The organism is Labrenzia sp. ATLA3 (assembly GCF_057180185.1).
In genome coordinates this window covers 259,617-273,013 of sequence record NZ_JBXUKV010000008.1, presented here as the reverse complement: position 1 = coordinate 273,013, position 13,397 = coordinate 259,617, and the positions used below count along the sequence as shown (strand labels likewise).

The following is a 13,397-nucleotide window of genomic DNA, read 5'->3' as shown; positions in this document are numbered from 1 at the left end:
ACCGCAAGAATGGGAATGCTCTTTGATGCACTGGTTGTCACACCGCCTGTCGGTCCTGCCAAATACCTTTCTGCTGGCATGGGGGTGGCAGCGCCGGCTGTTGTGCGCAGCCTGCGGGGCCCTAACGGCCTTTGCGCTTCCCCCCTATGACTTCACCTTCGTGCTTCTCCTCACCTTTCCTTGCCTGGTCTGGCTGCTGGACGGGGCGGTCGATCCCGCACCCGGCAAGCGCCTTCAGCGGTTTCGCACGGGCTTCGCGCTCGGCTGGCTGTTCGGTTTCGGATACTTCCTGTCCGGCCTGTGGTGGATCGGCGCGGCGTTTCTTGTCGAAGCGGACCGCTTTGCCTGGCTGATGCCCTTCGCCGTGCTGGCGATGCCCATCGGCCTGGCGCTGTTCACGGGACTTGGCGTTGGCCTCGCAGCAATTTTCTGGAGCGATCAGTTTCGCCGTATTCTGTTGCTGGCGGCCAGTCTGACCCTTGTGGATTGGCTGCGCGGCCATGTCCTGACCGGGTTTCCCTGGAACGCCTTTGGCTACGGGGTGTCCGGATCGTTGAGCCTGTCGCAGGCGGCCAGTCTCGTCGGGCTCTACGGTCTTACCTTCTTCGTGATTGCGGTGTTTTCCGCCCCGGCTGTTCTGGCGGATTCACGGCCGCTGCGCCAGCGTGTGGCGGCCGTTGTTGCCGCCGCCGTTGTGCTGGCCGCGGTTGCAGGTTACGGCGCTGTCAGGCTCTGGCAGGCGGACCCCGCCGTTGCCGATCTCGACGTAAGAATCGTTCAGCCCTCGATCGACCAGAAAGACAAATGGCGGCCGGAACTGCGCGACGAGATCTTCCAGACTTTCCTCGACATGACCGAAGCCCCCCTTGGCGGCGCTGCGCGCGTCGGGCAGCAGCGCCTGGTGGTCTGGCCGGAATCGGCCGTACCCTTTCTGCTCACGCAGGAGCCGGGTGCCTTGTTCCGGATCGGCCAGTCGCTTGGCGACAAGACCGAACTGGTGACCGGAGCGATCAGGGCGGAGCCCGGGCTTCAGGGAGCTGACTACTTCAACAGCGTGTTTGTGATTGGCAGCGAGGGCACCGTTCAGGGCATCTACGACAAGGTGAGGCTTGTGCCCTTTGGCGAGTACGTGCCGTTTAAACCTCTGCTTGAAGCGCTGGGAATAACCAACCTGGCCGGGCCTCTGTCGGGCTTCGAGGCAGGGTATCAGCCGCGTGTATTGACCACGTCCGAGGGTTTTGGTTTTCTACCCATGATTTGCTATGAGGCGATTTTTCCAGGTGCTCTGGACGGCGTTTCCAGCAGACCGGATTTCTTGCTGAATGTGACCAACGACGCCTGGTTCGGCCGGACGCCAGGCCCTTATCAGCACTTCGCACAGGCCCGTTTGCGTGCCATCGAGACCGGTTTGCCGCTGATTCGGGCCGCCAATACAGGCATATCCGCGGTGATCGACCCCAAAGGCCGCGTTGTTGCAAAACTTGCGGTATTTGAAAAAGGCCTGATAGATACCAGGCTTCCGCAGAGGGTAAGCAACACTCTCTACGGCAGTATTGGCGATGCATTAGCCCTTATTGTATCCCTTTTCATCGTAGTATTTGCGGGTGCTGGTCAATACAACCGCAACTCGCGCATAAATTGATATTTTTTATTTGAGTTGAGTGAAGAAAATGTGATACAACCGTGAAATAGCCGATTGAAGGCTGCTTCATGTACAAGTGTAAGGTTGCGGGCAAACTTCGATCTCTTGGTCCTGTGGGGGGAATTCAGGAGAACTTGTGCAAACGAAAAACGAGCGGGCTACGTCCGCGAGAAAAAGAAAGAGCGACACAGATGCCCAGTAAGAAGTCTCCGAATCCAATCGATATTCATGTTGGCAGCCGCGTCCGGCTGCGCCGCATGATGCTAGGCATGAGTCAGGAAAAGCTCGGCGAAAGCCTGGGCATCACCTTCCAGCAGATCCAGAAATATGAAAAAGGCACCAACCGTATCGGTGCCAGCCGTTTGCAGCACATTGCAACAGTTCTCAAGGTCCCGGTTTCCTTCTTCTTCGAAGATGCGCCCGGAACACCTGAGGAGGCCGAAGGCTTCGGCGAAACGCAGCCGACGTCCTATGTGGTCGACTTCCTGTCGTCCTCTGAAGGCTTGTCCCTGAACAAGGCATTTGTCCGAATCGAAGACCCGAAAGTGCGCCGTCGGATCGTTGATCTCGTCCGGTCTCTTGCCGGTGACGACTGACAAAATTCACGCGCGCGCTTGACGCGGCGAAAAACTTCTAAGATTGATGCAGGCGAAGCGGCGATGACTATCGTCGCTTCAGTCATATTCATTCCCAGAAGGACGATCGCCAATGGCACGTCAGAATTACCTGTTCACCTCCGAGTCCGTTTCCGAAGGACATCCGGACAAAGTGTGCGATCGCATTTCCGATGCGGTTGTAGATGCCTACCTCAAGGAAATGCCGGAAGCGCGTGTTGCCTGTGAAACGCTGGCAACCACCAACCGCATCGTGATTGCCGGCGAAACCCGGGGTCCGGCCACCATCACCAACGATTACATCGCCCATCTTGCCCGCATGGCCGTCAAGGATATCGGCTACGAGCAGGACGGCTTCCATTGGGAAAACTGCGACATCGCCGTTCATCTGCATGCGCAGTCCGCGCATATCGCCCAGGGCGTCGACGCTGGCGACAACAAGGATGAAGGCGCGGGCGACCAGGGCATCATGTTCGGTTACGCCTGCCGCGAGACCGAAGAGCTGATGCCGGCTCCGATCCTGTTTTCGCACAAGATCCTGCGTCTGCTTGCAGATGTCCGCAAATCCGGCAAGGAACCGGCGCTCGGCCCGGACGCCAAGAGCCAGGTCACTATCCGCTACGAAGACGGCAAGCCTGTCGAGGCAACCTCGATCGTTCTGTCGACCCAGCATCTGGATCCGGCCCTGACGTCCGCCGAAGTGCGCGCCATCGTCGATCCATATATCCGCACTGCGCTGCCGGATGGTTTCATCACGGACAACACCGTCTGGCACGTCAACCCGACCGGCGCCTTCGTCATTGGCGGCCCCGATGGCGATGCAGGCCTCACCGGTCGCAAGATCATCGTCGACACCTATGGCGGCGCTGCGCCGCATGGTGGCGGTGCGTTTTCCGGCAAGGACCCGACCAAGGTTGACCGGTCCGCGGCTTACGCGGCTCGTTACCTTGCCAAGAACGTTGTCGCAGCCGATCTGGCCGATCGCTGCACCATCCAGCTGTCCTACGCCATTGGCGTGCCGGAGCCGCTGTCGGTCTATGTCGACCTGCATGGCACGGGCCGTTGCGACGAGGCCAAGCTGGAAAAGGCGCTGCGCGATGTCATGGGCCTCAGCCCGCGCGGCATCCGTCAGCACCTGAAGCTGAACAACCCGATCTACGAGCGCACCGCTGCCTATGGTCATTTTGGCCGTGAGCCGGACGCGGACGGCGGTTTCAGCTGGGAAAAGACAGACCTGGTTGACGAGCTTCGCCCGCTTGCGGGATAAGCTTGCCTTCCATCTGAACGAATGAAGACGTGGAACAGATCGCCGGTTCAGACCCGGCGATCTTTTGTTTTGAAGTGGCAGAATGACTGATCGTTACGAAGGTTCGTTTTACGGCCGCCGCAAGGGCAAGCCGCTCAGCCCGCGCCGCGAGGCTTTGATGGAAAAAGAGCTGCCGCATCTGGCGCTGGACCTGACGGCGCCCGCCCCGGAGGATCTGACGAGCCTCTTTGCGGCAGAGGTCGACGCGGTCTGTCTGGAAGTCGGCTTTGGTGGCGGCGAGCACCTGCTGCACCGGGCACGAACCAATCCGCGGATCGGTTTTATCGGTGTGGAGCCGTTCGTCGGCAGCATGGCCAAGGCGGTGACGGCCGTCGTGGAAGAAGGGCTGCGGAACATCCGTCTTTACGACGATGATGCTGTCGGGGTCCTGGACTGGCTGCCCGAGGCGAGCCTTGACCTGGCCTACCAGCTCTATCCGGACCCCTGGCCTAAGAAGCGCCACTGGAAGCGCCGGTTCATCAATGAGCAGAACCTCGATCGCTATGCCCGGGCGATCAAGCCTGGCCACGAATTCCGGTTTGCCAGCGACATCGACACCTATGTTGACTGGACGCTGCGCCATTGCCGCGACCATGACGCGTTTGAATGGACCGCCGAAACAGCGTCCGACTGGAAATCCCCCTGGGAAGGCTGGCCGGGCACGCGCTACGAGGCCAAGGCCATCCGCGAAGGCCGTGTCGGCCGGTACCTGACCTTCCGCAGGGTATAGCGGAGCGGCGAGGCAAACGGCGCTTTTGCTGCCGTTCGCCGGGAGATTCCGGACAGGAGCCAACTTCTTTGAGGAATTTGGCCCGGGCTCTTGCCTTTTTGCCCGCTTTGGCGTTATACAGCCCGTGTTTCACCTCAAACGGCTTATCTGAGCACTTTGAGAGTGGGCCCGCCGGGGACCCGCTCTTTTTTGCTTACATAACCGGAAACCAACGAGTTCGAGCAGGACTGCCCTATGTAAATCGACAATCAGGTGCATCTGATGCTCAAGAGCCGGTAACGGCCGCCAACAGGAGCCAAGTGTGAGCGCACACGAACCGAGAATTGTGACGGAGCAGGGACTTGATGCCCGTGTTGCCGCAATTGTGGAGCCGGTGATCGAGGATCTCGGCTACCGTCTGGTGCGTACGAAGATCAGTGCTCAGAACGGCTGCACCTTGCAGATCATGGCAGAGCGTCCGGACGGCACAATGACCGTCGAGGACTGCGAAACCGTCAGCCGGGCCGTGTCGCCCGCGCTCGATGTCGAAGACCCGATCAACCGGGCATATCATCTGGAAATTTCTTCTCCGGGTATCGACCGTCCGCTCGTACGCGCCGGCGATTTCAACCGCTGGGCAGGCCATGAGCTGAAGGTCGAGATGGCCGTCATGCTGGATGGCCGCAAGCGGTTCCGGGGAACGCTCATCGGCGCGGAGAACGGTGTGGCCACCATTCGTCTTCCCGATGCGCGCGAAGGCAAGGAAGACACCGTGGCGTTGCCGATGGAAAACATCGGCGAAGCCAAGCTGGTGCTGACCGACGAATTGATTACCGCAGCTCTTCAGGCCGAAAAGGCGGCATTGGCCGCCCGTGGTCAGGATGACGGGCTGACGCAGGACAACATGCCCAACTGAGCCTCAGGCTTTAAGGGAAAGAAGAAGAACGCGCCCGAACCGATCCTTGGCGCAAGAGGAGTGGAATATGGCAATCAGCGCGAACCGGCTGGAACTGCTGCAAATCGCTGACGCGGTCGCACGGGAGAAATCCATTGACCGGATGATCGTCATCAATGCAATGGAAGATGCGATCCAGAAGGCAGCCCGCTCCCGCTATGGTACGGAAACGGAAGTCCGCGCCGAAATCAATCCGAAGACCGGCGAGATCCGTCTGCAGCGTCTGCTTCAGGTCGTCGATGCCGTCGAGAACGTTTCCACCGACATCTCTCTTGATGACGCGCAGGCCCGCAATCCGGAAGCCAGCATCGGCGACTTCATCGCCGAGCCGCTGCCGCCGCTCGATTTCGGCCGTATTGCTGCCCAGTCCGCCAAGCAGGTCATCGTGCAGAAAGTGCGCGAAGCCGAGCGTGACCGCCAGTATGACGAATTCAAGGACCGTGTCGGCGAAGTCGTCAATGGTGTCGTCAAGCGTGCCGAATACGGCAACGTCATTGTGGATCTGGGCCGCGGCGAAGGTATTGTCCGCCGCGACGAACTGATCCCGCGCGAGATCTTCCGCACCGGCGACCGTATCCGCGCCATCATCTATGACGTGCGCCGCGAGCAGCGTGGCCCGCAGATCTTCCTGTCGCGCACCCATCCGCAGTTCATGGCGAAGCTGTTCGCTCAGGAAGTTCCGGAAATCTACGACGGCGTCATCGAGATCAAGTCCGTGGCCCGCGATCCGGGCTCGCGCGCGAAGATCGCCGTGATCTCCAAGGACAGCTCCATCGATCCGGTCGGCGCCTGCGTGGGTATGCGCGGCAGCCGTGTCCAGGCCGTTGTTGGCGAGCTCCAGGGCGAAAAGATCGACATCATTCCGTGGAACGACGAAGCAGCAACCTTCATCGTCAACGCCCTGCAGCCGGCCGAAGTGGCCAAGGTCGTTCTCGACGAAGATGCCGAGCGTATTGAAGTTGTCGTTCCCGATGACCAATTATCTCTTGCGATCGGCCGTCGTGGCCAGAACGTGCGTCTGGCCTCTCAGCTGACCGGCTGGGCCATCGACATCATGACCGAGCAGGAAGAAAGCGACCGCCGCCAGAAGGAATTCCTGGAGCGTTCACAGCTGTTCATGGAAGCCCTCAACGTGGACGAGATGGTCGGCCAGTTGCTGGCGACCGAAGGCTTCACCTCGGTTGAGGAAGTCGCCTATGTGGAGCTCGATGAGATCTCCATGATCGAAGGCTTCGATGACGACACCGCGGTTGAAATTCAGGCCCGTGCCCGGGACTACCTGGCCGAGCTGGAAACAAAACTCGACGAAGAGCGTATTTCGCTTGGCGTTGCCGACGACTTGAGGTCGATTGATGGCCTGACAACGGCTATGCTGGTTGCCTTGGGCAAGGACGGCGTCAAGACGATGGAAGACCTTGCCGGTTGCGCTGCTGACGATCTTGTGGGCTGGACCGAACGCAAGGACGGCGAGACCAAGCGCTTCGAAGGTGCCCTTTCGGAATTCGACATGTCCCGCGCAGAAGCGGAAAACGTCGTGATGGCGGCGCGTCTGGCCGCAGGCTGGATCACCGAGGAAGAACTCGCAGCTCAGGCCGAGGAAGACGAAGCCGAAGCTGGAGAAGAAGAAGAGGTCGAAATGACCGAGACCGTTGGAGAAGAGCCGCAGGGCGGCGCAATCCTCAACGGGTAACGAGAGAGGCAAAAGCCTCCTGTCTGAAGTTTCCGGCCCGGCTGTGGCCGTCCGGGAGCTTCCAATTCGCAAGTTCGATCAGCTTTTCTGCGCCGGAGGTGTTTCCACCGGAAAGCAGGTTGATCTAAAGGAGTGGCAGCGTGCCCAGGAAGAGTGAGCCAACCGAACGGCAGTGTGCCGTGACCCGGGAGGTTCAGCCCGTCAGTGCGCTGATCCGGTTCGTTCTCGACCCGCAGGGCGAGGTTGTTCCGGATCTGAAGCGGGTTCTTCCGGGACGCGGTGTTTGGGTGACCGCCACGAAAGAAAACGTGGCTGTTGCCGAAAAGGACCGGAAAAAGGTCTTTGGCCGAGGCTTTAAAGGGGAAGCCTCTGTCGAGCCGGGACTGGCGGATCGTGTCGATGCGCTCATGGAACGATCGGCGCTGCAAGCGCTCTCCATGACGCGCAAGGCGGGCGAGCTGGTGACAGGCTTCGCGAAAGTTGAAGCGGCCCTGCGGCAGGACGATGTCGCCGGGCTGGTCCATGCCTCGGACGCTGCAGAAGACGGGGTAAGGAAGCTGGCGGCGGTGGCTGCCGGCACTCAGGAACACGCAAACGGGTGCCAAATCGTCCGTTTGTTCGATTCGGACCAATTGGATTTGGCATTGGGCCGGTCAAATGTGATACATGCTGCACTGCTTGCGGGGCAGGCGAGCGAAAACTTCCTGTCGCGTGTGCGCGATCTGGAGCGGTTTCGCTACTCCTCCGCGGTAAGCAGCGATAATGGCAACGCTTGAGAAGGCGGTTGCGCAGGACTGAAGGCAATATGAGCGATACGAAAAATCCAGGCGACAAGACAATCAGCGTTGAGCGTGGAAAGACGCTCGGCCTAAAGCGCGGTGGTGGCGATCAGGGAACTGTTCGGCAGTCCTTCTCGCATGGCCGGACCAAAGCCGTCGTCGTGGAAAAGAAGAAGCGCCGTGTTGTGCTTCCCGGGCAAGAAGCCAAGGCAGATGCCCCTGCGCCGACAACGCAGCGCCTCGAGCGTCCGGCTGAAGCGCCGCGTACGCCGCCGCAGCAGGATCCGCAGGTCACCAAGCAGGCCCGCCGGTCTGCCTCTGGCCAGCGCCAGAAGGGCAACGGCAACGTTCTGCGTACCCTGACCAAGGAAGAAGCGGCAGCCCGTACGGCAGCCCTTCAGATGGCCAAGGTGCGTGACGAGGAAGACCGCAAGCGCCGCGAAGAAGAAGACAAGCGTCGGGCAATCGAAGCCGCGCAGCGTCAGGCTGAAGAAGAAGCCCGCGCCAAGGTGGAAGCGGAAGAGCGCGCCAAGCGCGAAGCCGAAGAAGCTCTGCAGGCAGCGGAACAGGCCAAGGCCGAACCGAAGAGTGAACCGGTTGCCGAAGCGGCTCCGGAAGCCGCAGCGCCTGCCCGCAAGGGTAGCACCGGCCGCACCGTGGTTCGCAAGCCCGCTCATGCCGACGGCGGCAAGCCGCCGAGCCTTGACGACATGGGCAAGCGCAAGGCGCCGGAAGCTCCGGCCGCACGTGCGAAGCCCGAGCGCGGGGAAACCGAAGAAGATCGCAACAACAAGAGCGTTCGTGCGGTCAAGCGCCCGAAACAGGCACCGGCTCCCGCTGCGCGTCCGCGCACCGGCGACGATCGCCGCCGCTCCAAGCTGACCATTTCCGCCGCCACGGGTGGCGACGACGGTCAGCGCGCACGGTCCCTGGCCTCCATGCGCCGCCGCCAGGAAAAGGCGAAGCGCGGGCAGCAGCAGGTCGTGCGTGAAAAGATCATGCGTGAAGTCGTTCTGCCGGAAGCCATCACCATTCAGGAGCTCGCCAACCGTATGGCAGAGCGCGCCGTGGATGTGATCAAGCTTCTGATGAAGCAGGGCCAGATGCTCAAGATCAACGACGTGATCGATGCTGATACCGCCGAACTGATCGCCGTGGAAATGGGTCACACTGTCAAGCGTGTGTCTGAAGCAGACGTTGAAGAAGGTCTCTTCACCACGGAAGACGAGCCGTCCACGATGCTGCCGCGTCCTCCGGTCGTGACCATCATGGGCCACGTCGACCACGGCAAGACCTCGCTGCTTGATGCGATCCGCAAGTCGAAGGTTGTCACCGGCGAAGCCGGCGGCATCACCCAGCATATCGGCGCCTATCAGGTCGATCAGGACGGCAACAAGATCACATTCATCGATACTCCGGGCCACGCTGCGTTCTCGCAGATGCGTGCTCGCGGTGCCAAGTCGACGGATATCGTGATCCTGGTTGTTGCCGCCGACGATGGCGTCATGCCGCAGACCAAGGAAGCCGTAGCGCACGCCAAGGCGGCCGACGTGCCGATCATCGTGGCCATCAACAAGATGGACAAGCCGGAAGCCGATCCGAACCGCGTCCGCACGGAACTCCTCAGCGAGGATCTCGTTGTGGAATCCATGGGCGGTGACGTGATCGACGTGGAAGTCTCGGCCAAGAGCGGCCTGGGGCTCGACAAGCTTCTGGAAATGATCCTGCTGCAGTCCGAGGTTCTGGAACTCCAGGCCAATCCGGAACGCAAGGCAGAAGGCATCGTCATCGAAGCGCAGCTCGACAAGGGCCGCGGTCCGGTTGCCACCGTTCTGGTGCAGAAGGGGACCCTCAAGCCGGGCGACATTCTTGTCGCCGGTGCCGAATGGGGCCGCGTCCGCGCCATGCTCGACGAGAATGGCAATCAGGTGAAGGAAGCCGGCCCGGCCAAACCGGTCGAGGTTCTGGGCTTCCAGGGCACGCCGGAAGCCGGTGACATGGTTGCGGTCGTCGATAACGAAGCCCGCGCTCGTGAAATTACCGACTACCGTCAGCGCCAGATCCGCGAGAAGGCCTCCGTGGTCGCCTCGGGAACGCGTGGTTCGCTCGAGCAGATGATGAACCGTCTGCAGGAAACCGGCAAAAAAGAGTTCCCGCTGGTGCTCAAGGCCGACGTGCAGGGCTCCGCGGAAGCGATTGCTCATGCGCTCAACGAACTCGGCAACGAGGAAGTCGGCGCGCGCATCCTGCTCTCCGGTGTCGGTGGCATCACCGAAAGCGACGTCACGCTGGCGCTCGCTTCCAAGGCTCCGATCATCGGCTTCAACGTACGTGCCAACAAGCAGGCCCGTGAAGCGGCAAGCCGCGAAGGCATCGAGATTCGTTACTACAACGTGATCTACGACCTGGTCGACGACATCAAGGCAGCCCTGTCGGGCATGCTGTCGCCGGAACGCCGCGAAACCTTCCTCGGCAATGCGGAGATCAAGGAAATCTTCCACATCTCCAAGGTCGGCAAGGTTGCAGGCTGTCTGGTTACCGAAGGTGTCGTGGAACGTGGCGCCAACGTTCGCCTCATCCGCGACGACGTGGTCATCCACGAAGGCGAACTGGGCACGCTCAAGCGCTTCAAGGACGAGGTCAAGTCTGTCGAATCCGGTCAGGAATGCGGCATGAACTTCGTCAAGTACCAGGACATGCGTCCGGGCGACGTCATCGAGTGCTTCCGCGTCGAGCAGATCGCACGGACACTCTGATCGAAGTCAGAAATTTACTTGAAACTGATGTCAGCGGCTTATTCAATTAAGCCGCTGACATCGTATCTGGTCGCAGGTAACTCCGTCATGCCACGGCTCGGCCGTGGCATCCGCGCCACCAGGTGATCCCGCCAGCGTCCGTGCTTCAAGCCCGGCAAAGGCGTGGATAGCCTGGCAAGGACCGGAAACGGCAACCCGAAACGTCGGGGTGGACTGCGCTGCCAGAGATGCAGGAACAACAACAATGGCAAGACAACACGGACAGGACAGCCGCGGCCCTTCCCAGCGCCAGTTGCGCGTCGGCGAAACGGTACGCAAGGAGCTGTCCGATATTCTGACCCGGGGACGGTTTTCCGACCCCGATCTCGACGGCGTGATCGTCACGATCCCCGAAGTGCGCATGACGCCGGACCTGCGCCTGGCGACCTGCCTCGTGATGCCGCTTGGCGGCGTCAATGCTGAGCAGGTCGAAAAGGCCCTGAACCGCAGCGCCAAATATCTGCGCGGTCAGGTGTCCCGGCGGCTGACGATGAAATACATGCCGGACCTGCGCTTTGTTCTCGACACGAGGTTCGACGACGACGACCGCATCGACACGCTGCTGCATTCTCCGGAAGTCTCCCGAGATCTCGACGCGGACGAAGAGAACGAAAAGAACTAGAGATCAACGGCTCACTGTTCCTGTTGAATTGTGGTCCCCGCGAAGGCGGCGACCCGGCAAACACAGGCGATTGGCTTGATTTCCGGAAGAGCGGGTTGCGCTTGGGTTACCGGACCCCGGTCTCTCGCACCACTCGGACCGGGATGACATGAAGAGCAGTGAGTTCTTGGTCGAGGCCAAGGCCTAACCCAAGCGGACCCGACATGGCACTCTCCAGAGCAATAGCAATTATCGCGCTTGGCGCGGCGGCGTCCGCGTGTGTCGTGTTTCCGGTTCCACGCGTCATTGCGCCGGAGGTCTCGGGCGTGCTGCTTAACGACGGTAAGCCGGTTGCGAATGCAGAGGTCGAGTTGGTGGCCGCATTGGCTCCTTCAGACGCATCATCGGAAATTCCGCCCGGCTCAAGTCATGCCGTTGCCAGAACAGATGCAAATGGCAAATTCAAAGTAGGACCGCTGACAGGGGTCAAAACAGTTCATACATACGGCGATGAACTCCTTGGATTTTACATTGTTATCAGGGCAGGGAACAAAGAGTTGATAGGGTTCACTTACAGTGAAATAGCGAGTGTACCCTCCAAATTAAGTGGGGTATGCGACTTGGCCAAGGCCCGCAGCGTTGGAAACCAAGTGACTTACTGTGATCATGACAGGCTGGAAAAACTGAAAATGGTCACTGACGACAGCTGATGTGTTGAGTGTCCCGTTGTCGAGCTTGACTAGCGAGACTGATCGTCAGCTTTTCGTTTAGCTGACCAAATCTATTGCAATCGTATTGAAACGTTCTCATGGCACGCCAAAAACAATTCAAAAGAAAAAAGAACGCAATCAACGGCTGGCTTGTCCTGGACAAGCCCTATGGCATCACCTCCAACGAGGCGCTCGGCAAGATCAAGCGGATCTTCTCGCCGGAAAAGGTGGGTCACGCCGGTACGCTCGATCCGCGCGCGTCCGGTCTCCTGCCGGTTGCCTTCGGCGAAGCCACAAAAACCGTGCCCTTTGTCATGGACGGCCGCAAGGTCTACCGTTTCGAGGTCACCTGGGGCGTCGAAACCAATACCGACGACACCGAAGGTGAGGCGGTCGCAACGTCCGACGTGAGGCCGAATGCGGATGAAATTTCCGCAGTGCTTGGCGAGTTCGTCGGCACGATCATGCAGGTTCCGCCGAAGTTTTCCGCCATCAAGGTCGCCGGTGAACGGGCATATGATCTGGCGCGCGACGGCGAAGAGGTCGAGCTGGAAGCCCGGCCCATCGACGTGCACCGGCTGGACCTGGTCGACTGTCCGGACGAGAACCGTGCGGTTTTCGAAGCGGAATGCGGCAAGGGCACCTATGTGCGCGCAATCGCCCGTGACCTTGGCCGCCGTCTTGGCACCTGCGGTCATGTCACCGAACTGCGCCGGCTCCTGGTCGGTCCGTTCGGCGAAGACGACCTGATCGGGCTGGACGAAATCCTGGAAGCATCCGAGGCGCTTGAGGAAGGTGCCGGCGTCGAGGCGCTGGTCGAGGAATTTGTCCTGCCGGTTCGCGAGGCAATGGACAACCTGATCGAGGTTCCCGTTTCGCTCGATGACGCTGTCAAGATTCGCAAGGGCATGGCCGTGTTGCTCCGTGGCCGCGATGCTCCGCTCAACACGGAAGTCGCCTTTGCCAGTCACGCCAGCGTGCCGGTCGCCATCGGCTCAATTGACAAGGGCCGGTTCCAGCCGAGCAGGGTGTTTCACCTGTAAATTCGGGTATGGCGAAAAAACCTGAGAAACCTCTGGATTTCCACATGGTTTTCCGCCATATTCCGCCGCCATTGGGCACTGATGTCCAATTCGTCCGGAAGGATCCTTTGCTGAACGACATCTCGGCTCTGGAAACATCCGGATCAGGCCGGTCTCCGGCATTTCAACGTGTCCGGTCAACGGACCCCACTCTTTGAAAGGAAAGAGCGATGTCGATTACTGCAGAGCGCAAAGCTGAGCTCATCAAGGAATACGCCATCAAAGAAGGCGACACCGGTTCCCCGGAAGTACAGGTTGCAATCCTCACCGAGCGGATCAACAACCTGACCCAACACTTCAAGGGTCATGGCAAGGATAACCACTCCCGCCGCGGTCTTCTGAAAATGGTTGCGCAGCGCCGGTCCCTTCTGGACTACACGCGCGGCAAGAGCGAAGAACGCTACAAGTCGCTGATCTCGCGTCTTGGCATTCGCCGCTAAGATCTCAGAACCTGGAAGCGCGGTGGGTGAGAACCCGCCGCGTTTTTGTATTGCGTGACGGCTTTTGCCGGACG

12 protein-coding genes are annotated in these 13,397 nt (G+C 60.2%); all 12 read left to right on the top strand.

Annotation, left to right across the window (positions count from 1 at the left end):
* Positions 1-25 precede the first annotated feature (25 nt).
* Positions 26-1,642, top strand: a complete 1,617-nt coding sequence (gene lnt, locus AC2A6O_RS22860; RefSeq protein WP_498930543.1) for an apolipoprotein N-acyltransferase — start codon at positions 26-28, stop codon at positions 1,640-1,642.
* Between the two features lie 191 nt (positions 1,643-1,833).
* On the top strand, positions 1,834-2,238 hold the full coding sequence (locus AC2A6O_RS22855; RefSeq protein ID WP_023014432.1) for a helix-turn-helix domain-containing protein: 405 nt from the start codon (positions 1,834-1,836) through the stop codon (positions 2,236-2,238).
* A 112-nt stretch (positions 2,239-2,350) separates the two neighbouring features.
* On the top strand, positions 2,351-3,523 hold the full coding sequence (gene metK / locus AC2A6O_RS22850; RefSeq protein ID WP_498930541.1) for a methionine adenosyltransferase: 1,173 nt from the start codon (positions 2,351-2,353) through the stop codon (positions 3,521-3,523).
* Positions 3,524-3,605: 82 nt separating this feature from the next.
* A complete protein-coding gene (gene trmB, locus AC2A6O_RS22845; protein WP_148582136.1) occupies positions 3,606-4,292 on the top strand; it encodes a tRNA (guanine(46)-N(7))-methyltransferase TrmB in 687 nt (228 codons plus the stop codon).
* A gap of 301 nt (positions 4,293-4,593) precedes the next feature.
* Complete coding sequence (gene rimP / locus AC2A6O_RS22840) at positions 4,594-5,187, top strand: ribosome maturation factor RimP (RefSeq protein ID WP_498930539.1); 594 nt, start codon at positions 4,594-4,596, stop codon at positions 5,185-5,187.
* A gap of 67 nt (positions 5,188-5,254) precedes the next feature.
* Complete coding sequence (gene nusA / locus AC2A6O_RS22835; RefSeq protein WP_148582138.1) at positions 5,255-6,916, top strand: transcription termination factor NusA; 1,662 nt, start codon at positions 5,255-5,257, stop codon at positions 6,914-6,916.
* Positions 6,917-7,056: 140 nt separating this feature from the next.
* The gene (locus AC2A6O_RS22830) at positions 7,057-7,692 is read left to right on the top strand and encodes an RNA-binding protein (RefSeq protein WP_148582139.1); all 636 of its coding nucleotides are present in this window, start codon (positions 7,057-7,059) and stop codon (positions 7,690-7,692) included.
* 29 nt (positions 7,693-7,721) lie between these two features.
* The gene (infB, locus tag AC2A6O_RS22825; protein WP_498930536.1) at positions 7,722-10,451 is read left to right on the top strand and encodes a translation initiation factor IF-2; all 2,730 of its coding nucleotides are present in this window, start codon (positions 7,722-7,724) and stop codon (positions 10,449-10,451) included.
* A 244-nt stretch (positions 10,452-10,695) separates the two neighbouring features.
* Complete coding sequence (rbfA, locus tag AC2A6O_RS22820) at positions 10,696-11,112, top strand: 30S ribosome-binding factor RbfA (protein ID WP_148582141.1); 417 nt, start codon at positions 10,696-10,698, stop codon at positions 11,110-11,112.
* Between the two features lie 203 nt (positions 11,113-11,315).
* Entirely contained in the window at positions 11,316-11,801 is a 486-nt protein-coding gene (locus AC2A6O_RS22815; RefSeq protein WP_498930533.1) for a hypothetical protein, read from the top strand.
* A 98-nt stretch (positions 11,802-11,899) separates the two neighbouring features.
* Positions 11,900-12,844 carry a tRNA pseudouridine(55) synthase TruB gene (gene truB, locus AC2A6O_RS22810; RefSeq protein ID WP_498930531.1) on the top strand — a complete coding sequence of 315 codons (945 nt, stop codon included), beginning with the start codon at positions 11,900-11,902 and terminating at the stop codon, positions 12,842-12,844.
* Between the two features lie 209 nt (positions 12,845-13,053).
* Positions 13,054-13,323 (top strand): 30S ribosomal protein S15, encoded by a 270-nt coding sequence (gene rpsO, locus AC2A6O_RS22805; protein WP_148582144.1) that lies wholly within the window; start codon positions 13,054-13,056, stop codon positions 13,321-13,323.
* Positions 13,324-13,397: the final 74 nt, after the last annotated feature.